Consider the following 21,341-nt stretch of genomic DNA (forward strand, 5'->3'; position numbering starts at 1 on the left):
CTCTTAGCTACTCCTACATGGTCTGCGAGCCCGCCAGGGACTCATGGCACGACCTGCAAAAAACTCGAGCACACCAGCGCTAGACGGTACTAGACGGGTGTGCTCGAGGAAGAATTGACTACAAAAAAACGAGATCCTAATGCTCGCGTCCCCGGCCGAACGCACGCAGACGGATACCATTCCAGTCCGGACCCACCGTCTCCGGCGTGGCAGCATTCATACCAGCCGTCTTCGCGGCATTCTGAAGCGTATTCGGACCGATGGCGCCCTCGCGTCCCGGCTTCGGAGTCAGCACCCAGAACGGCGCACCCTCATTCAGCAGGGACATGGCATCCACGATAGTATCGGCGAGTTCATCCTCGTCATCACCGTCGCGCCACCACAGGATAACGCCGTCTACGCCGGAATCATACTCTTCATCTACGAGTTCCTCGCCGAGGTAGTCCTCAAGCTCTGCGCGCAGATCCTCATCCACGTCATCATCCCAGAGCCACTCCTGAACGACGTCGCCTGGCTGGAAACCGAATTCTAGTGCTTGGTTTTCTGTATTAGACACACTCTGAGCATAACAAAACGCGCGGAAAAACGGTAATTCAGCGTCTCACGGTGTGTTTGTGGAGTTCGGTCACTTCACAGCACAGCGCGTCAAACCGCTCGCCTGACCGCTGCCTATAGCCTTCACCGCAGCATACGCATCATCGATAGTCTTCACGGAATACACCTCCAGCCCCGGTGGAATATGCCCGACCACTTCATCACAGTTCCCTTCAGGAGCTAGGAAGTAGCGTGCGCCATCGCGCTGAGCGCCGAGCATTTTCAGCTGAATACCACCTATGCGCCCCACAGTTCCATCCTTTTCTATAGTCCCCGTGCCGGCTATCTTCTGTCCGCCTGTCTCATCTGCAGGAGTGAGCTTCGCGATAATGCCGAGCGTGTACATCATGCCAGCAGATGGACCACCGATGTCGTCGATGTGCAGCTGAATTTTCGCAGAGCTCAGTGCACTGATGCTCGACGCACTTTCACCCAAGCCGAGCTCCTGCGCATGATTCTTCACGTACTCCACCGCCACTTTGCTGGCAGTATCCTGCGCGGTGGTCATCTCCTCGTCGCCTTCCTTTTTAAAATCCTGAGGCGTGGTGTCCACAGAATATACCACTTCCTGGGGCATCACAGCCATCCGAGGGTCGAACCACGCCCAGAGAGCTGCCGCCGCTGGAGCAGGATATCCTGGTACTCCCGTAGACGAGACTGTTACGAGGCGCAGCTGGCCCTTCTGCTTATACGTGCGGATACCAGAGATGGAGATGATGTCGGTCTTTGTGGCGGACTTTGTGGCGGAATCCTTCGCCCTCTCCTTCTCGCTCACGCTCTTGCTCTCCTTCTCGCTCACGCTCTCGGCACCGCTCGCACTAGCGCTCACTTCCACCGTCCCAAGCACATCCGCGGTAGGTCCAGGCAGCTCGATGACCAGTGCCGTAGGCTGCAGACTCAGCAGAAGCATAACGACGGCGAGGACGCAGGTGAGGACGAGCCTGCGGTGGCGGCCAGGGGTTCTGCGCGACGAGTTCATAGTAGGCACTGATGCGCGTGGAAAGGCCGGAGCACTTCCGCCAGCCGTGACGGCGCTTTCACGCGACGAGTCTGCGGCCATTTCTCCACTCGAACGTGAATTTTTCGCGCTTTGCGCCGAATTATTATGCATTTGCTTCATATCTCCCATAGTATGGTGCGTACGGAATTTTTTCACGCGGCACCGCCAGCGACACTACCCAGTATGCCGGAAGCTCGTCAGAAGGCACTCAAACGGTAGCATACGAGACAGCACGCGTGAACGGCATGAATGACGGCTACAGAAGACTGCAGAGGTGACGCGCTATGAGTGACATGAACAGCACGAACGATTTCAGTGAGTTTGACGACTCTTCGATGAGCGAGGACGACCTGCGCGCCTGGATGCTCGAGACGTTCGGACCATTTGAAGGCCAGATGGCGTGGCAGGAGTTCCAGCAGCTTCCTGAGTACATGCGCGACCAGCTTCTGCGCGAGGGGCGCAAGGGTCTGCCGAATCCGCGCGAGATTCAGTCGCTCATGCAAGCGTTCACCGAAAGTGGCATGAATTCGCTGAATGATATGAAGAATGCTCTCGATTCCGGACCTATTAACCGCCGTTTGGCGAAGAATATCGCTCAGCAGCGCGCCCGCGAAGGCGAGAAGATTACGGTCGTTTCGTCTGCTCTTGCGTCACGAGTTCGTTCTGCTGCCTCTGAGACCAATTTATGGCTCGACTCTGCCACGTCTCTTCTGCCATCACGTCAACCGATGAGCGTATATACGCGAAACGAATGGGTCGAGGCCACGCTGCCTGCCTGGATAGACTTCGCCACTCCTGTCGCCTCCTCCATGAATACCGCACTCTCCGAGGTATTCGAAGAACGCTTCGGCGCTATGGGCATGGACGGTGAAGTCTCTGGACTCTTCGCAGGACCAGTAAACATCCCACTTCCCGATGATATGAAAGATCCTTCTAAACTTATGGCAGTCCTGGGGAACACATCCTATGCCATGCAGTTCGGTTCCGCTGCGGGGTCCCTCGCACAGGAGGTGCGCGGAACCTTCGACCAAGTCATCGCTCTGACAAAGAACGAGAGTGGCGGTATAGTCCCGGAAAATGTGACCGAATATGCAAAAAAGTTAGATATAGACGAAAATGAGGTGCTCAGCTACCTCACTCTCGTGGAGAATGCCCATGCCCGTCTCTTCCATAATGTGCCATGGCTCATGCCACAGTTTAGCGCGCTTATCTCGAAGTATGCGCGTTCCATCAGCATAGACCTCGATGCCATGGAGCAGCAGCTGCGCGAGGCACAGGCTATGAACCCAGAGTCTATAGCGGGAGCAGTGAACCTGAAAAACGTGGGTGTGAGTGATACACCTGAGCAGCGCGAAGCTCTGCGCAAGCTAGAAACTCTCCTCGCCCTCGTAGAAGGCTGGGTGGACTGCGTCGTGTGGCGTGCAGGAGTAGCCTACCTACCACACATCGACCAGCTGCGTGAGATGCTGCGCCGCGAGCGCGTCACTGGAGGGGCTGCCGCCCGTAGCTTCGAAACTCTCGTCGGCTTAAGCCTTCACCCACGTAAGCTGCGCGAAGCTAGCGATATGTGGGAGACTCTTACCGTGGCAGAAGGCGAAGATGGCCGCGACGCCCACTGGCAGCATCCGGACGCTCTTCCTGTACTCGCCGACGATGTGATGCTCGAGCTAAAGAATGACAGTGCGAAGAGCACACAGACCCTCTCCACTGCTGACTTTGAAGAGCTGGCAGAGCAAACGGCTGAAGAAGCACCGAAAGCCGACACTACTGAAAGCCCTGCATCTGAGCAGACTTCCACGTCTCGCATCGACTGGGATAGCGAGCTCAGCAAGCTTCTGGATGCGGAAGATCCAGAAAAGCCGATGGAGTAGAACAGAGGGTACTAAAGATTACTCACGTGTGAGCTCATCCGGACGTCTGACATGCTATGATTTCCCCCTATGAGCCCTGCGCACAGCATTACTCGCCTGGCGCACGAATCTACTGACCGTGCGCTGCACTCCTCGCCCACCTTCGAATGGATACTGCGCTACACACAGGTAGACTTGCTGAATGCCTCGCGTCACAGCCACGTAGAAGATGCGACGCTCCTCTTCTATGTCCTCATCCTCATCTGAGCGCGTCATCATCTGCTCCATGGAAAAGGGTATATTCCCCTCGTGGCAGTCCGGTATAAAGACGAGGGGCCATTCGAGACCTTTTGCAGCGTGAATGGTGGAGATGGTGATGGCGCCGTCCTGACCAGCTTCCTCAGACGGAGCCCCCACATCCACTCCACCATCGCTGCCAGATACTGCACCCCGTAGCACTTCATTTTCCCCATCCAGCCGCAGGTTCACTGCCAGTCCAGCCTCGCGGCATGCCCGCGCGAGGTCACGAGCGCGCATGCGGGTGCGTGTGAGGATGGCCACATCACGTAAAGCAGTACCGCGTGCATGATGCCACAGGATCCGCGAGGCTATGCCGCGCATCTCTTCACCATCGGAAGCGAATTTCGCCAGATGCACGCGCGGCCCTGCATCATGCGGACTCGTCAGTGTTATATACGCCGACGATGCCACAGGCGAACCAGCAAGCACAGCATTCGCATATTCTACGATGTTTCCACTGGAACGGTAGTCCGTGTTTAGCTGCACGTCATGGCTGACGGGGCCAAACTCTTCAGCGAAGTTCAGCAAGTAGTAGCTCGTGGCCCCCGCATACGAGTAAATGGTCTGCGCAGGATCCCCCACCACACAGATGTCCCTGTTTTTCCCGAGCCATCGCGTGAGGACGAGATGCTGTAAAGGCGAGACATCCTGGTACTCGTCGATAGTTATGTGACGCATGAATTGACGGAAATCCTCAGCAAGGTCCTCATAGTTCTCATACAGGTGAGCCAGCAGAAGCAGGCAGTCGTCGAAATCGATGACGTTATGGCGGCGCTTCTCCGTCTCAAACGCGCGCGCCACGTCCAGCATCTGACGCGGCTCGAGGTCGAGCGGCAGCTCATGACCCAGCGAGCCGACGATGCGCTCATAGTCCTCGTATCCCAGCAGGTTCACCTTCATCCAAGACAGCTCCTGCAGAACGTCGCGCACTTCACTGTCCGTGTAGTCACTCAGCTGCAGCGTGTGTGCCATGGCGGCGTGTGCATGCAGGGCGAGGTCGCGCGGGTCAGCTATCTCAGGAGACTCGAAGTGCGAGAGGATGCGCCACGCGCGTCGAAGCTGCGAGTACGCGGCCGAGTGAAAGGTGCTCGCATGCACGTCGTGCACACCCATGCGCGCTAGGCGCAGCTTCATCTCCGCAGCCGCTTTATTCGTGTAGGTGACGGCCAGGGTCGCGTCCGGATTCCACGCGCCGCTCGCGCATGCGTAGGCTATGCGCCGCGTAATGGTACGCGTTTTTCCCGAGCCCGCGCCTGCTATGATGCGCACGGGACCGCTGAGTACCTGGGCGGCGCATGCCTGGTTCTCGTCGAGGCCGGCGAGGATGCGCTCGGCCTGTTCAGCCGAAGATGCTGAAGAGGACACAGATGCTGAAGATTCCGGAGTCATACACACCATGGTACATAACTTATGTCGCTTGTACTATTCTTAAGAGTGTGAGTCTACGTTCAGTATTAGAGATAGCAGCTTTAGCTTCTGCTGCCATGCCTGAGCTCGCGGTCGCGTCTACGCGCGGCTCCGAGCAGTTCATCATGAGTGGCGATAAGAAAGATATTACCACCGCAGTGGTGACGAGCATCGAAGGCATGGAGTACGACGTGAGCGTCTCCTCCTCGTCTGAGGGTAAGAGTGTACTGAAGGACCGTGCGAAGGCCGCGTACGTGCTCACGCAGTCGAAGGCTGGGGTGGGCTTGAGCTTCGCGCTGGAGGACTATACGCTCTACATTCCTGGGGATAGCGCGCAGGATGTGACGGGAGATAATGCCGTGTACATTACGCCGCACGTGGATGGCGACGCTGTAGCGCTGAAGAACCTCACGTCCGCGCAGTGCACCGCCGCGGGTACGGCCATCGCAGGCGTGCACCGGCTGCGTCCCGGCTTTTTACGGTCTGCGCGCTACCGTGCGTATTCTGCTGAGGCTATTCAGGGGCAATTATCCCACTGGATGACGAGTCTGGAATCCGCCGGGCATATTCCTTCTGAAATTATCGATAACTGGCGGAACATCATATCCACAGACGGACTGTGGAACTTTACAGCATGCCCTGTGCACGGGGGCATAGAGAACGGGGACCTGCTCTTCGTCTCAAACTCTGTGAGCGCTATCCGCCACTGGGAGAACATGCAGATTAACGATCCTGCACGAGACCTCGCATGGATATTTAGTCATTTGAACAAATCTCACCGCGACGCATTCATCGCTTCGTACAGCCGTATGATGGGCAGTCGCCTCGATAATATGATTTGGCTGCGTGCTGGCCTGTGGACGCAAATGGAACAGGTCGGCGAGTACATGCGCGCCCTGAAGAATGCGGACACTGCGAAGATCCTCGCCTTTAAGTCCCAGGTGAACTCACTGGCCCACCAGATAGCGAAGAATAATCCACAGCGACCATCCAGCGAGCGTCGCACATCTCTGACCGTGGGAGACCTGCTCGAAAACCCGAGTGCCGTCCAGGGGAAGGCGGAGACCCGCGCCCGCGGCGGAAACTCCCAGAAGGCTGGACACACGCGCTTCGTGGTGGACTCCGGCCAGCGCACGACCACACTTCAGGACGATGCGACTATAGACCGCACCATTCAGACTGCCACAAAGAGTCGTGATGAAGGCTCAGCAAGGAGGAATTGGAACTCTACACCAGTGCAGTCCGAAAGCTTCACCTTCACCTCTCCATCCGAGGTCACCCCTGTCGCATCCGGCGAGCAGAAAGCCGTCAGCGACGCTGAAGCCGTAGCAGAAAGCCTGAACTCAGCCACCATCGCCATGCAGGAACAGTCCGCGGCCGCCGCCGCACGCCACGCAGCCGACGCCCAGACGTACACGTCCTCCGCAGCCTACAGCGCGCAGAAATACGTCCGCGTAGACTCCATGGGATTCGTTCTAGACGATGTCAGCTCCGTGGAGCACGGCGTCGTGGGCGCCTCTACGGGAACGGACGACGCTACAGACGCAGTAGATGCGGACGACACGGGCGACGCACACGTCTTAGAGCACAGCTCCTCTCACGACGTGCCAAACACGGACGATGTGGAAACGACAGTCTTCGCTGCGCAAGAACACGAGGACTCGTCCAGCACACAGCAGGTAGACTAAACGTTATATCTTTGAAAATCTCTCAATCAGGGAAAGGGGACGGCATGCTCGTCGAAATAGGCGTACAGAACGTCGGAAAAGCTATTACTCTCGAAACTCAGGACACTGCAGAAGCCGTCAATGCGCGCGTGGACGCCGCGCTGAAGGACGGACAGGCGCTGCGCCTCACGGATGACAAAGGCCGCACGACCATCGTCCCTGCTGCTTCACTGGCGTACGTCATCGTAGGGTCTGAAGCCTCGCACCCAGTGGGGTTCGGGGCTCTGTAGGGCATTTTGTTTTTTGATTTAGGGCGCTGACTCTCGCACCTCGCGACTTTTTTGCATGTCGTGCCATGAGAGGCTGACGCATCCTGACCACGGATATAAAAAGTGCGACTTTTCTAGACGCTCGTCGAAAAATCTCGGTTTGAAGGCCGAAAAGTCGATGAACGTATGAACGTCTAGAAAAGTCGCAATTTTCGTATGTCCTATGGCTATGTCTGTGGTGTATCTGTGGTGCATCTGTGGTGCAGCCACTCCGGCTGGCCAGGGACTCGAAGAAGACTCCCGGCACGACATGCAAAAAAGTCGCGAGGCTTTTAAAAATACCTCCCCATGCTAGCATTTACGCCCCACTTACGGCAGCACGCGGATCCTTCCGCGACGGATTATCTCCTGCACCGTCGGCTCATCCGTCGTATTCTCACCGAGCACGTTCGGCTTACCAGCGCCATGCCAGTCCGAGCCGCCAGTCACCAGAAGATCGAAGCGCTGCGCCAACCCCAGCAGCCTATCGCGCTGCTCAGGCGGATTATCCCTATGCCACACTTCCAGGCCATCGAGGCCGCACTGACATGCAAAAAACTCGATATCCTCATCCGTGAGCAGCGAACGATTTCGCGACGGAGCCCCACTGTGCGCGAGGACCACCACTCCTCCTGCATCCTTGAGAGCGCGAACCACGGTAGCTACACGTGGCGAAAAGACTGGAATATAGTACGGACTTTTCGTAGAAATGATGCCTGCGAACGCGTCCGAGCGCGTCTCGTACACTCCTGCAGCCACGAGCGCATCAGCGATGTGCGGACGCCCCACAGTGGTGGCATCCCCCTCATGGACCTGCTCCATAACGGATGCCCACGAAATGGGATAGTCCGCGCTCAGCTTCTCCACCATCGCACGCGCGCGCTCAAGCCTGCGCTGACGCATCTCCTCGTACAAGCCCAGCACATGCGCATTCTCACAGTCATAGAGGTAGGCGAGCACGTGGACGCTCACGCGACCATGATCATGCTGAGCAGTTATTTCCGTGCCGCGGATAAGCGGTACCCCGTAGCGAGCCGAGGCCTCCTTCGCCTCTGACCATCCAGCTATGGTGTCGTGGTCGCTTATGGCTACGCCTGCGAGCCCCTGCCCGGATGCCATGCGGATGAGATCCGTCGGACTGAATGTGCCGTCCGAAAAGACCGTATGGCAGTGCAAATCCCAGCCGTGAGAGTTCTGTCCGAGTGAATCACGTAAACCCTTCGTGCTCTGCGTGGCATTTCGCGCACCATCCTGCGCACCATCCTGCGCCATCAGTGAAACCGTCATACTTCTATCGTAGACTGAGCCATAACGAAAGGGATACATATGAGCATGACAGATTCTCAGGATACGGAAAAATTAGCCGCCACTCCAGACGCCACCACCCCAGCCGAGTCAGCCTCCCCCGCTGACATCGCCCCAGCCGAGTCAGACGCTTCAGCAGCCCCAGCCCGAGCGCTCGCGGGATGGCGCCACTCGCGCACGTGGACGTACCTCGTCATGCTTCTCGCGTCGGCGAGCGCGCTCATCGTCTCGTTCGCGCTGAGCGCTGAGACGCTGCAGCTCGCGCGCAACCCTCAGGGCGCTCTCGCCTGCGATGTAAATGCCGTTATCTCCTGCTCAAACGTGGCGAATTCCTGGCAGTCTGAGTTCATCCATTTCGGTGGCCTGAGCTTCCCGAACGCGTTCTTCGGCATCGCGGCAGAGTCCGTCTTCGTGACGGTGGCCGTCGTGGGGCTCGCGGGCGTGGTGCTTCCGCGCTGGTTCAGCATCGCGTCGTGGGTGGGTAACCTGATCGCCCTCGCCTATGCGCTCTGGCTCTTCTCGCAGTCCGTTTTCGTCATCGAGGCGCTGTGCCCGTGGTGCATGGGCCTGCTCACCTCCACACTGCTGCAATTCATGGCGCAGTCGCACGCCACGTACGCTGTGCAGGGCATCGGCGCGCGTTCTCGTGCTGCACGCGGACTCGCGGCATACTTCCGCCTGAACGCGGATTTGCTCGTGAATCTGCTCGTCTTCGTGGCTATCGCCGCCGTCGTTCTGCTGAAGTACGGCGCGGCGCTGTTTGCGTAGACTTGTGTTTTTATGTCAATTTTCACTTCTCCTTCCGCAGTCCTCACCCATGTGACGGACTATTACGACTGCACGGTGGACCATCCCTTTAAGGCCCACCCACAGTACGCAGTAATCCGGCATCGAGGAACTCGCACATGGTTCGGTCTGCTCATGCGTATCTCCGAGTACACGCTGGGCATCAGCGACTCGGAGGACGAGATTCTGGTCCTGAACGTCAAAGCTGACCCTCAGGACGTGGATTTCCTCCAATCCCTTCCTGGCTTCGCCCCCGCCTACCACATGAATAAAACGCACTGGGTGTCAGTCATTCTCGACGGCACTGTGCCCGATGCGCAGGTAGAAGAGCTCATCGCCACGAGCTACGCGCTGACGGAGTAATCCGCCTCTCCGGCTCTTTTCCTACCCCGAAAGTTTTTTGCAGGTCGGGACGCAGGTCGAGCCATGCTCCTCCTATTCCAGCCGCATCAGGCTCCGCGCGTGGAAGCTTCGTGCGAGCCAGTGCTTCCTCCGGTACTTCTCCCAGTAAGAGACTTCAGGCACACCAGCGGCGCGAAGCTTTCGGCTAAGAGACCGGCCGCTGTTATATCTGACGTCCGCGTAGGTGACATGCACGACCTCGCATCCCATCATGGTCAGCGCTGTGTCGCGCTCCGCCTGAATCTCGTGCACCTCATCCCCATCGCTCGCCCCCACGCTCGTTATCATCGTGGGATCAGTGTATTTGCACTGACCATCAAACTCCGCCACTATAGTTTTCGTACCCTTCCACATAAAGTCCGTACGCATCGTCATGGTGGTATAGCGCGCTGTGGTGATGAATTCTGGTGCGGAGAGAGGATTGGCCATAGACTGCTGAAGCTCAGGCAGCACGAAACCACTCTCGATCATGCGCGCGCGGCAGAACGACTCGCCGCCGCTCTCCGAGCGCGCGTCCACGAAGCCTAGGACGAAGCGCGCGTAGCGGATCTTCCAGCAGCCGCGCCGCTTGTCGAGAAACTCGCGAATCGCGTCGCGCGAAATGCAAAAAACTCGCGCGATGTAGTCGCACGCCGGCAGCGCGTCACTAAACGGCAGCATACGCGCACAGTCGAACATGGTCTGCAGCGGCGAGGTCACGAGGATGCCGAACAGCAGGCCGAGAGTGTCACTGAGCGCCACGTAATTCCTCACCACGTCCTGACTGTCCTCGTACCCGCGCTCGCCGAACGCATTCAGAAGCGTCTGGCTGCGTGGCTGAGGTTCCTCGGCACGCGGGTCGTCGCCTTCCCCAGAGCGCAACCGGCCGCCCTTCACGTGATGGAAGCACACGGGGACGACGCTGCGCCGGGCGCTGGCCGTATGCTCGTCGGCCGTGCAGTGTACGCGGCTGTGCAAGCCCGCGCGCGCGACGTAGCCGTACACCGCAGCCGCAGAAATGCTCGCCAGCGCCCAGTGAGGATGCACCTGCGTTACGGCGAGGATCTTCTCGAGGATTTTGCGGTCGAGCGAATGCCTGGCCCAGTCCTGAGTCTGCGCGAATCTGCCGGAGATGAGCTCTGTGAGCGTGCCGGCGCGCAGGAGACGGCGAGCGCGCCGCCTGGCGTTTGCGTGGGCGGGGCCGTGCAGTGGAGCGTTCGCATAGACGTGCGGACCGCTCTGAGGCGGAGCGTTTTCTCGGGACAATTCTGCCGGAGGGGCGCTCGCCATCGCGCAGGAGCGGGCTCGAGATTCTGCTGTCTGCTGCCCTCTCGCCGGCGGGCGCGTCGTGTCAATTTCTGCACGAGCGGGGCGGCTGTCTGCGGGGCCGCGCGTAGCGGGACGGTCTGCAGGGCGGGTGGCGGAGCGCGTGGCGCTGCTCGTGTTCTGTCGTGTAGTCATACACCCATTGTCTCCGCGGAGACGGCTGGGTGTCCAGCGTGAAAAGCAATTGTTATCAGATGTGGATAAACGTGTCGCGAAAAGGGCTTTTCGAGGCGAAATCGGTGAATAACTCTTCTCAGCGACACGCGGTAAAACGTTTAACTATGGTGGATAACTCTCCGTCTGGTTCTCCGGGCGTGTCGTTCCAGCCTGCCAGTACAGTACGACCTACCCAGCCGTGACACGACCTGCAAAAAAGTGTCGGAGTGCTCCTGCCCGGAGACTCCAGACGACCTCTACAGCAGCTCCACCTCGGCCACGAGAGTCGCATCTCCCGTCAGCAGCACACGCTCCTCTTCGACGTCCACGAGGAGCGCTCCCCCCGGAACGCTTATCGTCCAATGCTTCACGCCAGTGCGCTCCGCCAGCACAGCTCCTGTAGCGCACAGCCCCGTACCACAGGACAGGGTCTCGCCCGCTCCGCGTTCGTTCACACGCATAGTGGCTTTTCCGCTCCCTTCACCCTGATCGGCAGACTTATCCATAGCATCGATGCGCACAAACTCCGCATTCTGGCCCGCCGGTAGCTCAGGAGTAATGCGCGGGGTACGCGTGAGGTCAAGGTCTGGCACATCTGGCAGCGTGTTCACCGAGATACCAGCTCCAGAACCGATGCCGATGCCGAAGCCAGTGCCGACCCCACCCATAGGTCCCATCAGCGAGTTCAAAACCAGCGGCTCGCCCACCACAGTCACGACGTGAGGATTCCCCATATCTGCAAAAGTACCCATCCCCTGCTCGCCTCCACCGGGGAGCGTGACCATAAGCTCTTCGCGCGCACCGAGTTTCCACGGCCCCATGTCTATCCTAAAGACGTTCTCCCCCAGTCCTTCCACAGATCCGAGTGATGTGAGGTATTTTATCCCCGCACGAGTGGCGAGCGCGAAAGGCTCCTCCTCTGTAGCTCGAGTGAGCTCTTCGCGCATAGCGAGCGCAGCCGTCACACGTGTACCATTACCACACATCTCCGCAAGCGACCCATCCGCATTACGGTAGTCCATAAACCAGTCTGCCCCCTGAGCATGAAACTCCTTAGCTTGTTCCTCGCTCACATCGGAGACATACTCTGGCCGCGTGAGGCGGATAACGCCATCTCCACCGATGCCGAAGTGCCTATCTGCGAGGAAACGCACTTCCTCAGGCGTAGGCTCATACTCCCCGGTAGGGTCGAAGTAGATAACGAAGTCATTACCAGTGCCGTGGGCTTTAATTACTGTGCGTGGGTATGTCATACGTTTTATAGTACGCGAGGGTGGAGAGGGTGGCGAGCCCACCCCGGCAGTTTTTTGCAGAGCGTACCGCAGGGCGGAGAGCCGGTATCCTCACGAGCCTGCCTGCACACCCCGCTACTTTTTTGCAGAACGTGCCAAGCCCCTCCACTAGAAACCGCCCCGCCCACGCCGCGCCACCCGCCCCCCCCCTCTCCACGCCCCCACGCACGCACGCACCGCACCACCCTTCCGCTCCCCGAGAAACGAGCGAGGAAGGCGTAGGAGTACACTGGGAGTCATTATGATTACGGGGATTATAGACGTAGGCGGCGGTTACCGCGACATTTTCGGAGCAGGTGTATTAGACGGGATTTTAGAGCTTCAGCAGCAGGAGCTTCAGCGACAGGAGCCCGAGCATCAGGCCCCTCATAGCCAGCAGCCCCAGCCCGAGCAGCAGCACCCAGCCACCACCGCCCTCCACTTCACCCACGCCTACGGCATCTCCGCCGGCAGTGGGAATCTCACCTCCTTCCTCGCCGGCCAGCATAAGCGTAATTACCGTTTTTACATGGAGTACGCCTTCCGCCACCGCTACGCTTCCATGCGGAACATGCTGCGCACGCGGAACTTCGTGGGCCTCGACTACGCGTACGGGACTCTCTCGAATAGTGATGGCGAGTATCCGCTGAATTACGAGGCGTTCGCGGCCAGCCCGACCACGCTCACCGTGGTGGCCAGCGATGCTTCCACGGGTCTGCCCCACTATTTTGCAAAACAGGACATGCATCAGGATGATTACACAGTCATTATGGCGTCCTCGTGCGTGCCCGTGGTGAATCGCCCGGTGGTCATAAACGGCGTGCCGTATTTCGACGGCGGCCTCACGGATCCTATTCCGGTGCAGAAGGCGTTTGATGACGGCTGTGAGAAGGTCGTGCTCATCACCACGCATCCGGCGGATTTCGTGCGCGACCCGCATAAGGATACGGCTCCGGCGCGCGCCCTGCAGCGTTCCTACCCGTACGCTGCTGAGGCTCTGCGCCGCCGCGCGCAGACGTATAACGACGAGATGGCCGTGGCTCGCCGGTACGCCGCGGATGGCCGCCTGCTCATCCTCGCTCCGGACGAGACGTACGGCCTGAATACGCTCAGCAAGACGCGTCAGGGACTGCTGGACATGTATAACGACGGCGTGCGGAAGGCTCAGCTCGTTTCCCAATTCTTCCGCGAGGAGGCTGATCATGCCGAATAACGCACCGATAGGCGTCTTCGATTCCGGTATGGGCGGAATCTCTGTGGTGAACCAGATTCACCAGGAGCTGCCTCAGGAAGACATCCTCTTCTTTGGAGACTCAGCGAACGCCCCGTATGGTACCCGCTCCACAGCCGACGTCCAGAAGCTGAGTTTCGCTGTGGCAGACCATCTCATCGACCTCGGCGCAAAGGCACTAGTCATCGCCTGTAATACTGCCACGAGTGCAGCCGCCCAGGCCATGCGCGAGCGCTACTCCATTCCCATTATCGGTATGGAGCCAGCCTTGAAGCTCGCCTGTGACCTCGGTCACGGCGAGCCACAGCACGTCATCGTGACCGCCACACCACTGACACTACGCGAGAAGAAATTCGCAGCGCTGATGGAGAGATTCTCAGCTGAACATAAAATTGACAAACTTCCGTGCCCGAAACTCGTGGAAATAGTAGAAAACGGACAAATCCAGGACGCAAATCTCGTCCGCGCCACGCTCGCCGAGTATCTCGCGCCGTTCGACCTGAGCTCAGTGAACTCCATAGTCCTCGGCTGCACGCACTTCACGTACTACCGCGACTACTTCCGCGCGGCCGTGCCTAAGCACGTGCACATCGTGGATGGAAACGACGGCACTGCGCGGCACCTCCACGACGTTCTCGAACGCACAAACGCACTCGCCGAGCGCGACACACCGGGCCGCGTCACGCTCGACAATTCCTCGCCAGACCCGCGCATGCGCGCCTTAGGCGAGTCGTTTCTTCAGTAAAAAGTCCACCTGCGGGTCCGAGCCCACGACGAAGGTATGCTCGCTAAAGCGCTCGAATCCCCAGCCGGCGTAAAACTGCTGCGCGGCGAAATTATACTGCCACACGCCCAGCCACAGCCAGCCGCACCCCTGCTCGCGCGCCGTATCATGCGCAAGCTGCATGAGGTAGCTGCCCAGGCCACGACGCTTGAAGCGGCTCGTGACGTAGAGGCGATGGATTTCGAGGCTGTTTCGCGGGATGGCTGGGGAGTGTGCTGTGGAGTGTGCTGCGGAGTTTTTTGCATCTCGTGCCGCGCTCGCCCCGGTGCTACCGTCCACACCCGACGGGCCCAGCGTACTACCGCCGCCCTCAGTCTGCGCCCCCTCGAGATTCAGCTTCGTAAACGCAGCGATCTCACCCGTCGCATCCTCCACCAGCGCGAAATGGAGCATCCGCTCATCGCGAAGCTGGCGCGTAATCTCCTCGAGCGTGAACGCTTCCGCGATGAACTCGTCGTTATCGCGCGGCTCCGAGGTGAGCAGGAAGGTGTCTTCGAAGGTGCGCGCGGAGACCCATTGGAGCTGTTTCGCGTCGTCTGGAGTGAGGCGACGCAAGGTCAGGCCGGTGAGGTCTGGGACTTTCGGGCTCTGCTGCTGCCGAGTTCCGCCCGTCGTCTCCGGGGCTACACCCGCCGCCCGTTCCGCCCGCGCCTCGCCATCCGTCGCACGCCCCGCACGCGCTGGAATAGTCGCGATTTCATACCCGTTCGAGTTCAGGATAGTATGCGTCTTCGGCACGAGAGTCTCGATAAGGTAGTTTCGCAGCACGTGCGCATGGTTAAAGACCGCGTCTTTCGCGCCGTAGACGAGCGTGACGCGGGCGTGCGGAGCAGGCTCGCCGCTCGCCCGCACCGCTCCGCTCTCTACACTGTCCGCACCGACAGCGCCGTCCACGCCCAGCTCGACGGCGCCGTCCGACTCGACAACGCCGCCCGCACCGCGCACCAGCTCCACCAGATGCTGCACCTCAGGATTCTCATCCAGCTCAGCCCTGTACCGTTCTGCAAAATCCGCATAGCGCGCCGGGTCATGCCCCCACCATGTGCGTAGCTCCGGGCTCGGCGCGATGGCCTTATCCCATTCGTCGAGCGCGGCCTTTTCCTTAGACACCCCGCGCGGCCAGAGCCGGTCCACGAGAATGCGATACCCGTCCACCTCTGGCCTGGCTGGCTCGTATGCGCGCTTGAGTGCTATGTCTGCTATCACTTGTTCTGCCCCCATTTCCTGACTTTTCGGCTCCCTCGGACGCTTTTCGGCACACACGGCTCTCCGGACGCGTGCTGCAGCGCCCGGCCTCCCGGCATTCCCCTCTCAGCCGAAAGCCGTCATCTCCTCTCCACCGTGCCACATAGACTGTACTTTATGAATACTTTTATGATTATCGCGTCCGTTTTCGCCTTCCTCGCTGCCGCCCTGCACGTGCTCATCGCGTACATGGAGATGTTCGCCTGGGAAGGCCCGCTCGCCCGCAAGACGTTCGGCGGCACGCCGGAAAGCGCTCGCCCGTTCGCCTTTTACGCGTATAACCAGGGTCTGTATAACGGCTTCCTCGCCATCGAGGTGTTCGTCGGTCTCGCGGTTCTGTTCCTCGGCCACGTAGCTGTAGGCTCTGCGCTCGTCCTCGCCGGCACAGCGTCCATGCTGTGCGCCGCGCTCGGACTCGTTTTGAAGGACAATTCTTTCGCCACCGCATCCGCCAAGCAGGGCTCTCTGCCCCTTCTCGCAGTAATCTTCATGGTACTGGGTCTGGTCCTGTAATCTTTTTCTCCCCATCCCCCAAACTTTTTTGCACTTCGGCCCGCGCGAGCACAGAGCTCCCGCGGGCCGAAGTCTATCCACCCACGGCACGACCTGCAAAAAACTTTCGGGGTACTCAGAGAGGGCTCCAGCGTCACCCACCCCCGCGCCCTCCCCTACGCCTCCACAGTCACGAGCATAGGCTTAAGCGTGGCCTCGCGAATCTGCTTCACGCCGCTAAAGGCTATGACTACAGCCACCACCGCCAGCACGCACACCGTGGCGAAGCCACCATGCGCTCCATACTTATCGATGAACACGCCAGCGATAGAGTTCCCCACGGAACCGCCGATGGCGTTCATGGCGCTCATGATGCCCACGCCCTCTGTGAAGCGCGCCGGCGGCACGAGATGCAAAATAATCTGGTTCCCATTAATCCACGTCGGCGACTGGCACACCCCGATGACCAGATAGATAATCATGATGGTCCAGATATTCTGCGCGAGCAGGAAGGAGCTCAGTCCCACCGCCACCACGATGATACAGAAGTAGAACCGCTTCCACAGCGGAATGCTCCAGTCCTTTGCCCCATAGAGAGTAGCGCCCACGAGGGCACTGAAGGAGAAACAGGCGAAGACGAAGCCAGTGAAGGACTGCACATTCTGCTCGCGCGCGAAGGCGATGATGGATATGCCACTCGCGCTCTGGAATGCTCCCAGTCCGAACCACGTGGCACAGATGGAGATAAAACCGAGCGAGAAGATAGAACGCTGCTTCCCCTCGACCCCAGAACCAGATGCAGCCCCCACAGCCCCAGCCGCGCGCGCTGCCTCCCGCGCCCGGTACTCCTTCCTCGTCAGCCCAGCCTCCCGTGCGAGATCCGTCTGGCTCGGCGGCTCAGCCGACCGCACGGACAGAAACATGAGCGCCCCCACAGCCACACACACGCCCGTAAAGCTGAAGGACAGCACGCCAGAGACCACCGCGAGAATAGAGGACAGCGGATTGCCGATCATCCACATAGCCTCGTCGAGGATAGACGAGAAGCCCATCGCGCGATTAATCTTCTCCGCGCCGTCCTCCGCATTCTTCAGCAGGTACGTCCAGCGCGACCGGCTCATCGCACCCCACGGCGGCACGAATGCCATAAACGGCACGATGAAGTAGAGAATCCATTGCGGCACGCGCAGCTGAATGCACGTCATGAGCGCGATGGCCGCTGCCACCCACACGGCGATGATGGGCAGCGAGACGCGCGTCTGGCCGAACCGGTCCACGAGTTTGCCGAATAGCGGCGTCAAGCACGCGAGCGAGATGGCCTGCACCGCGCTGAGCGTGCCGGCGAGCGTGTAGCTGCCGTATATCTGCTGGACGGAGATGGTGATGCACATGCCCACCATGGGAAACGGCATGGACGCCACGACCGCGCCCACCGCATACCGCGCCGTCCCCGGGATCCTCAGCAGCTGTGAGTATCCGCCGAACACGCGCTGAAAGATGGACTTTCCGTACTTGTTACTGCTCGTCAGCTGCGACATAAGGCGCTTTCCTTTTCTTCTGCCTGAGGCCAATTCTCCCGCGACCTTCGCGTGGCCTCCTTCAGCGATGCTTGCACTACTCTAGTACGCACCCCGGCACAGCACGAGGGGCAACACGCAGAATGACGAAAAATTTCGACAGTTTTTTGCAGCTAGTGCGCCTCCCGAGCGTTCACAGCGTAGAACCCTTCGAAGAAGAAACTCTGGTCAAGTCCTTGAAGGAACAGGTCACGGTCATGACTCTGTTCCGTCAGAGCCTGGCCAAGTACATAGCGCAACTCTATGTCCCGAATAGGACTACGCTCCATGGCGAGCAGATAATCCTCTTTCTCTACTGCAGTCCAGTCCACGACCTTCCCTATCTCAGCCTTAAGAAGCTCGTCCAGCCAGATGCGCATGCTACGCCCATTACCCTCTCGAAAGGGATGAATCATGTTCATCTGCACATACTTCGCTATGATTTCTTCAAACGTACTCTGTGGCATCTTCTCGACATTTTGCATAGATACTTCGATGTACTGGGGCGGAACGAAAGAATACCCGCCTTTTGCTATGGCCACATCTCTAAGCTCGCCTGCATCTGCGTAGATTCCTTCAAAAAGTGCTACATGGATAGCTCTGAGGGCTGCTGTGCTTCCTGGGGTGAGAGCTGCGAGCGCGCCTGAGTCATAGAGGGCCTTCGCGTGGGATTTGGCGAGGACTTCTTCAGTGTGGTGGGTTAGCATGACTCAAGCAACCAATCCACTATACTCAGCACGCGAATTCCTCCATAGTTCTTCACCTGAGTATTCCGATCCATCGTCAGCATGTACTGAGGATACTGATCCTCGATGGTAGCGAGAGATTTCAGCTTATGCTCTACATCTTCTTCAGACAAAGGAGACGACTCTACCTGATAATACTCACGCTCACCAGTCGCACCCATGGCTACGAAGTCTATTTCAGAATCACCTATGACGCCTGCATACACGTGAGCAAAACGACGACGCAATTCTAAGCAGACTATGTTCTTTAACTCATAATCCACGTCGTCTGCTCTTTCTATATCTAGCTTCCCCTTCATACCGAGATCTATCACGTATTCTTTCCCAGAACCTCGCAGAAAAGTTCTTTTCTTGATGTCATAGCGAGGAATAGAGTATGCAAGCACCTCATCCCCATCATTCGCACATATCGTATCGTAAAGATTCTCGAGATAGTTTATTCGCTCTACATCATCTCGTGTATGGCGTAGATATGGAAAAGCGCTGTACTGATATTCCCGAAACATCTCCTTTAGGTCGAGAACGCTGTCACTCGCTGATACATACTCAGCAAACGACAGCGGAAATACTTCCTTCTGCAAGTATCTCCCTGTAAGATTCGTAGATAACGTCCCTCGAAGAAATTCCCCACTCGAACTGGCTACGTAAAGATCCACATTCGGTTTAATGAAGAGACTCCCCAGAAGAAGCTCATACCCTTTTACTTTCTGAACTTCATCGAGAAAGACATAATACAGAGAATCATCCATCATCAGGGACTCTATGTATTTATTTAGAGTAAAGACATCTGCACATTCATAAGTATCCTTTTCCTCACAGTCCACCACGATGATATGCTGCTTATCTACACCTGCTACTCGTAACTCGTCACGATACATGTTGAGGATAGTAGATTTACCCACCCCACGAACACCATGGAGCACTTTTATTATTGGCTTGTTCTGGTGTCGAAGGAGGAAGCTAATATAAAAGCATCTTGCTATTAAGCTAAAATGAATCATTTCTAGCCACCTCCTCACTTTTACAGTCTCTTTGTCAACCTATTCATTACCTATAGGTACTTCAATTCTATCTCTTGCTACGCAAATCCCGTCTTCTAGTAAGTAACACTCAACGTAGTGAGGCCCCCTAAAATTAGTATGCTCAACTTGTTTCTTTTCATTACTTCTAATAAGCTGTCCCCTCGTCATACTCCGCTCAATAGCCACCTCCCCTACATTCCTTACTTTCCACCAAATATCGTAGTCTTGTGATGGATTACTAGTATCTTTTATGAAAAAGGTAAGCTTTTTCTTATGCCGCAAAAGCGTATTATTCTGAAGAAACTTCCTTAACTTAAAAGGACGCCAACCATCTTGTGTGACAAGACAATCTATCTCAAGATCATATCTAATATCTACTGGAACAAAATCTTCGATAAATTGCTCTGTTGTAGAAAACTCTGCAGATCGATCTTTAATCTTTGGGAATCTTTTACCTAGCAATGACCGCAATACATCATTTATCTTTTTATCAGCTTCAGTAATATCCTGAAGCTCCTTATAGGCTTTCTCAGCTTTAACTACGAATTTCTCATTCCTTGATCCATAAATTTTCTGATTACTACCTAGGGCATACCAATGCGCATGAGACTTATCTTGATTCTTAAGATATTCGAATAGGTTTTTGAGTATCTCTAAATAGTCATTTGAATCCTTACCAGCAAACCAATCATTCTTCTTAAAAAAGTTGTATACGAGAGTATCAATTAAGAGTCCGCCCCATTTGAATCCTATCGTATTTTTCCAGCTACGCATGATATGGCAGAAGTCGTAATAAACTCCATACGACTTGTCATTGCATAGGCTGCATTCCTTTTGCTCGATGATTGGGTTAGTGTATTTCCAGCTTCCACTATCATGAGTATCAGGATACTTAAAACTTCCATCGTTCTGTTTAAAACCAGGAACAAGCTCTACACGATACTTATCAAACTCAATTACTACTACCTGACCATCTCCGCGTATAGTAGTTCGAGGATAGCTTTCTTGCATCACCTTTTTCACGTCTTGGAGGAGAGCCGATTGCCCATTCTCTTTGTATGCATCAAATTGTTTATAAACATCGTTAGGTAAATCAAAAATAAGATCTAAGTCACTACTACCTTTTATGGCAGTTCCACGCCCCACTGATCCTACTATATACATGTGCGAATCATCATCGCCATCAATCCCATAGTAGTGTTTATTAAGCTTCTTTGCTATCTTAGCTGCTTGATTCTTCATATCGTTCAGATTATCAAGCTGAATTTCCTTACAGAACTGTTCAAAATCTTCCGCTAGTGTCATACGTTATGTATCTCTCCTCTCAGCGAAGGCGGCAGAAAACGATCTATCTCTTCTTGTGTATACGTATATTCATTGTTATCTTTGAGTGCTTTCGATGCCTTTCGTTCAGCTTTACTCGTAGTGCTGGGAGCATCTGCATACACACGGTGAACTTCACTCATGATATTTTCATACTCTTGATTAATCTCTTCTATGTCTCCCTCTCCATGAAGTTTCTCAATAACATGAATCAGTTGATTCCTTAAAATAACCAGTCTATTAGCAGTATTTTTATTTCGCTCACTCATTGCTTTCAAGTCAAAACTACCAAGAACCGCAGTAGTCCCTAACGACCCCAACGACACGAGTGCACTGAATAATCGAAGCGCAAAACCATCGTTAAAGATAACTGTAAGAATACCAGCAGAAGTAATAGATGCCAATACTATGTTAATAGTCATCACACACTTATACTGCCATTCATACAAATCTGCCTGCTTCTCTTGAATCTTATGAGTCCACACAACACTGGCAAAATTTTGTCGCACTTCGTCTAGTAGAATTTGATATTTCATCCTCTCTATCCTCCTCATTATCTACAGTACTATTGTGCCACTTGTGGTTCACATC

The 21,341-nt window shown here is 56.5% G+C and carries 20 protein-coding genes and 1 pseudogene; 8 read left to right on the forward strand and 13 right to left on the reverse strand.

Translation table 11 applies throughout. The annotated features are described in order from the left end of the window. Positions 1–136 precede the first annotated feature (136 nt). Together ALMA_RS07665 and ALMA_RS07670 are read right to left on the reverse strand one after the other, a co-directional pair. A complete protein-coding gene (locus tag ALMA_RS07665; protein WP_094727204.1) occupies positions 137–556 on the reverse strand; it encodes a DUF3052 domain-containing protein in 420 nt (139 codons plus the stop codon). A gap of 69 nt (positions 557–625) precedes the next feature. Continuing rightward, a complete protein-coding gene (locus tag ALMA_RS07670) occupies positions 626–1,714 on the reverse strand; it encodes a S16 family serine protease (protein ID WP_244568914.1) in 1,089 nt (362 codons plus the stop codon). A gap of 164 nt (positions 1,715–1,878) precedes the next feature. Between ALMA_RS07670 and ALMA_RS07675 the strand changes: the two genes are divergently transcribed. After that, positions 1,879–3,465, forward strand: a complete 1,587-nt coding sequence (locus ALMA_RS07675) for a zinc-dependent metalloprotease (protein WP_244568915.1) — start codon at positions 1,879–1,881, stop codon at positions 3,463–3,465. Between the two features lie 54 nt (positions 3,466–3,519). Here ALMA_RS07675 and ALMA_RS07680 read toward each other — a convergent pair whose 3' ends face one another. Further along, a complete protein-coding gene (locus tag ALMA_RS07680) occupies positions 3,520–5,133 on the reverse strand; it encodes an ATP-dependent helicase (RefSeq protein ID WP_158520687.1) in 1,614 nt (537 codons plus the stop codon). Between the two features lie 47 nt (positions 5,134–5,180). Here ALMA_RS07680 and ALMA_RS07685 point away from each other — a divergent pair, with 47 nt between their 5' ends. Both ALMA_RS07685 and ALMA_RS07690 read left to right on the forward strand, forming a co-directional pair. Next, positions 5,181–6,839 (forward strand): phosphotransferase, encoded by a 1,659-nt coding sequence (locus ALMA_RS07685; protein WP_148140293.1) that lies wholly within the window; start codon positions 5,181–5,183, stop codon positions 6,837–6,839. Between the two features lie 44 nt (positions 6,840–6,883). Beyond that, entirely contained in the window at positions 6,884–7,108 is a 225-nt protein-coding gene (locus tag ALMA_RS07690) for a DUF3107 domain-containing protein (RefSeq protein ID WP_086106932.1), read from the forward strand. A 348-nt stretch (positions 7,109–7,456) separates the two neighbouring features. Here ALMA_RS07690 and ALMA_RS07695 read toward each other — a convergent pair whose 3' ends face one another. Next, on the reverse strand, positions 7,457–8,413 hold the full coding sequence (locus ALMA_RS07695) for a PHP domain-containing protein (protein ID WP_244568916.1): 957 nt from the start codon (positions 8,411–8,413) through the stop codon (positions 7,457–7,459). 213 nt (positions 8,414–8,626) lie between these two features. Between ALMA_RS07695 and ALMA_RS07700 the strand changes: the two genes are divergently transcribed. Then, entirely contained in the window at positions 8,627–9,199 is a 573-nt protein-coding gene (locus tag ALMA_RS07700) for a vitamin K epoxide reductase family protein (protein ID WP_244568920.1), read from the forward strand. A 12-nt stretch (positions 9,200–9,211) separates the two neighbouring features. Continuing rightward, entirely contained in the window at positions 9,212–9,580 is a 369-nt protein-coding gene (locus ALMA_RS07705; RefSeq protein WP_094727212.1) for an MmcQ/YjbR family DNA-binding protein, read from the forward strand. 72 nt (positions 9,581–9,652) lie between these two features. Here the strand turns inward: ALMA_RS07705 and ALMA_RS07710 are convergent, their stop codons facing one another. Together ALMA_RS07710 and ALMA_RS07715 are read right to left on the reverse strand one after the other, a co-directional pair. After that, the gene (locus ALMA_RS07710) at positions 9,653–11,059 is read right to left on the reverse strand and encodes a hypothetical protein (protein WP_148140294.1); all 1,407 of its coding nucleotides are present in this window, start codon (positions 11,057–11,059) and stop codon (positions 9,653–9,655) included. Positions 11,060–11,337: 278 nt separating this feature from the next. Next, positions 11,338–12,333, reverse strand: coding sequence for a diaminopimelate epimerase (locus ALMA_RS07715; RefSeq protein WP_094727216.1), 996 nt, complete (start codon positions 12,331–12,333; stop codon positions 11,338–11,340). Positions 12,334–12,613: 280 nt separating this feature from the next. Between ALMA_RS07715 and ALMA_RS07720 the strand changes: the two genes are divergently transcribed. Next, complete coding sequence (locus ALMA_RS07720; protein WP_094727218.1) at positions 12,614–13,564, forward strand: patatin-like phospholipase family protein; 951 nt, start codon at positions 12,614–12,616, stop codon at positions 13,562–13,564. Further along, positions 13,554–14,327: a glutamate racemase gene (murI, locus tag ALMA_RS07725; protein WP_094727220.1), complete on the forward strand. Its 774-nt coding sequence runs from the start codon at positions 13,554–13,556 to the stop codon at positions 14,325–14,327. The genes ALMA_RS07720 and murI overlap by 11 nt, the downstream gene beginning before the upstream one ends. On the opposite strand, the gene ALMA_RS08285 is transcribed toward murI, so the two are convergent. Both ALMA_RS08285 and ALMA_RS08290 read right to left on the reverse strand, forming a co-directional pair. Then, positions 14,304–14,759, reverse strand: coding sequence for a GNAT family N-acetyltransferase (locus tag ALMA_RS08285; protein WP_244568921.1), 456 nt, complete (start codon positions 14,757–14,759; stop codon positions 14,304–14,306). The genes murI and ALMA_RS08285 overlap by 24 nt on opposite strands. A 549-nt stretch (positions 14,760–15,308) precedes the next feature. Continuing rightward, positions 15,309–15,587: pseudogene (locus tag ALMA_RS08290) on the reverse strand (DUF488 domain-containing protein); the annotation flags it as partial. A gap of 141 nt (positions 15,588–15,728) precedes the next feature. Here ALMA_RS08290 and ALMA_RS07735 point away from each other — a divergent pair. After that, the gene (locus tag ALMA_RS07735) at positions 15,729–16,124 is read left to right on the forward strand and encodes a DUF1304 domain-containing protein (RefSeq protein WP_211278350.1); all 396 of its coding nucleotides are present in this window, start codon (positions 15,729–15,731) and stop codon (positions 16,122–16,124) included. Between the two features lie 155 nt (positions 16,125–16,279). Here the strand turns inward: ALMA_RS07735 and ALMA_RS07740 are convergent, their stop codons facing one another. From ALMA_RS07740 to ALMA_RS07760, 5 genes are all read right to left on the reverse strand, one after another. Next, positions 16,280–17,641 carry an MFS transporter gene (locus tag ALMA_RS07740; RefSeq protein ID WP_094727225.1) on the reverse strand — a complete coding sequence of 454 codons (1,362 nt, stop codon included), beginning with the start codon at positions 17,639–17,641 and terminating at the stop codon, positions 16,280–16,282. A 152-nt stretch (positions 17,642–17,793) separates the two neighbouring features. Further along, the gene (gene fic, locus ALMA_RS07745) at positions 17,794–18,366 is read right to left on the reverse strand and encodes a protein adenylyltransferase Fic (RefSeq protein ID WP_094727227.1); all 573 of its coding nucleotides are present in this window, start codon (positions 18,364–18,366) and stop codon (positions 17,794–17,796) included. Next, complete coding sequence (locus ALMA_RS07750; RefSeq protein ID WP_094727229.1) at positions 18,360–19,406, reverse strand: ATP-binding protein; 1,047 nt, start codon at positions 19,404–19,406, stop codon at positions 18,360–18,362. The genes fic and ALMA_RS07750 overlap by 7 nt, the downstream gene beginning before the upstream one ends. 39 nt (positions 19,407–19,445) lie before the next feature. Then, positions 19,446–20,732, reverse strand: a complete 1,287-nt coding sequence (locus ALMA_RS07755) for a nucleotide-binding domain-containing protein (protein WP_094727231.1) — start codon at positions 20,730–20,732, stop codon at positions 19,446–19,448. Further along, a complete protein-coding gene (locus tag ALMA_RS07760; RefSeq protein WP_094727233.1) occupies positions 20,729–21,286 on the reverse strand; it encodes an SLATT domain-containing protein in 558 nt (185 codons plus the stop codon). The genes ALMA_RS07755 and ALMA_RS07760 overlap by 4 nt, the downstream gene beginning before the upstream one ends. Between the last annotated feature and the right edge of the window lie 55 nt (positions 21,287–21,341).

The organism is Alloscardovia macacae, from assembly GCF_002259705.1.
GTDB lineage: Bacteria > Actinomycetota > Actinomycetes > Actinomycetales > Bifidobacteriaceae > Alloscardovia > Alloscardovia macacae.

Bases quoted from the DNA above. Each gene is read 5' to 3' on its own strand.
- ALMA_RS07670 (WP_244568914.1), bottom strand. From the start codon at position 1,714: ATGAAGCAAATGCATAATAATTCGGCGCAAAGCGCGAAAAATTCACGT.
- ALMA_RS07675 (WP_244568915.1), top strand. From the start codon at position 1,879: ATGAGTGACATGAACAGCACGAACGATTTCAGTGAGTTTGACGACTCT.
- ALMA_RS07680 (WP_158520687.1), bottom strand. From the start codon at position 5,133: ATGACTCCGGAATCTTCAGCATCTGTGTCCTCTTCAGCATCTTCGGCT.
- ALMA_RS07690 (WP_086106932.1), top strand. From the start codon at position 6,884: ATGCTCGTCGAAATAGGCGTACAGAACGTCGGAAAAGCTATTACTCTC.
- ALMA_RS07695 (WP_244568916.1), bottom strand. From the start codon at position 8,413: ATGACGGTTTCACTGATGGCGCAGGATGGTGCGCAGGATGGTGCGCGA.
- ALMA_RS07700 (WP_244568920.1), top strand. From the start codon at position 8,627: ATGCTTCTCGCGTCGGCGAGCGCGCTCATCGTCTCGTTCGCGCTGAGC.
- ALMA_RS07705 (WP_094727212.1), top strand. From the start codon at position 9,212: ATGTCAATTTTCACTTCTCCTTCCGCAGTCCTCACCCATGTGACGGAC.
- ALMA_RS07710 (WP_148140294.1), bottom strand. From the start codon at position 11,059: ATGACTACACGACAGAACACGAGCAGCGCCACGCGCTCCGCCACCCGC.
- ALMA_RS07715 (WP_094727216.1), bottom strand. From the start codon at position 12,333: ATGACATACCCACGCACAGTAATTAAAGCCCACGGCACTGGTAATGAC.
- ALMA_RS07720 (WP_094727218.1), top strand. From the start codon at position 12,614: ATGATTACGGGGATTATAGACGTAGGCGGCGGTTACCGCGACATTTTC.
- murI (WP_094727220.1), top strand. From the start codon at position 13,554: ATGCCGAATAACGCACCGATAGGCGTCTTCGATTCCGGTATGGGCGGA.
- ALMA_RS08285 (WP_244568921.1), bottom strand. From the start codon at position 14,759: ATGCTCCATTTCGCGCTGGTGGAGGATGCGACGGGTGAGATCGCTGCG.
- ALMA_RS07735 (WP_211278350.1), top strand. From the start codon at position 15,729: ATGAATACTTTTATGATTATCGCGTCCGTTTTCGCCTTCCTCGCTGCC.
- ALMA_RS07740 (WP_094727225.1), bottom strand. From the start codon at position 17,641: ATGTCGCAGCTGACGAGCAGTAACAAGTACGGAAAGTCCATCTTTCAG.
- fic (WP_094727227.1), bottom strand. From the start codon at position 18,366: ATGCTAACCCACCACACTGAAGAAGTCCTCGCCAAATCCCACGCGAAG.
- ALMA_RS07750 (WP_094727229.1), bottom strand. From the start codon at position 19,406: ATGATTCATTTTAGCTTAATAGCAAGATGCTTTTATATTAGCTTCCTC.
- ALMA_RS07755 (WP_094727231.1), bottom strand. From the start codon at position 20,732: ATGACACTAGCGGAAGATTTTGAACAGTTCTGTAAGGAAATTCAGCTT.
- ALMA_RS07760 (WP_094727233.1), bottom strand. From the start codon at position 21,286: ATGAAATATCAAATTCTACTAGACGAAGTGCGACAAAATTTTGCCAGT.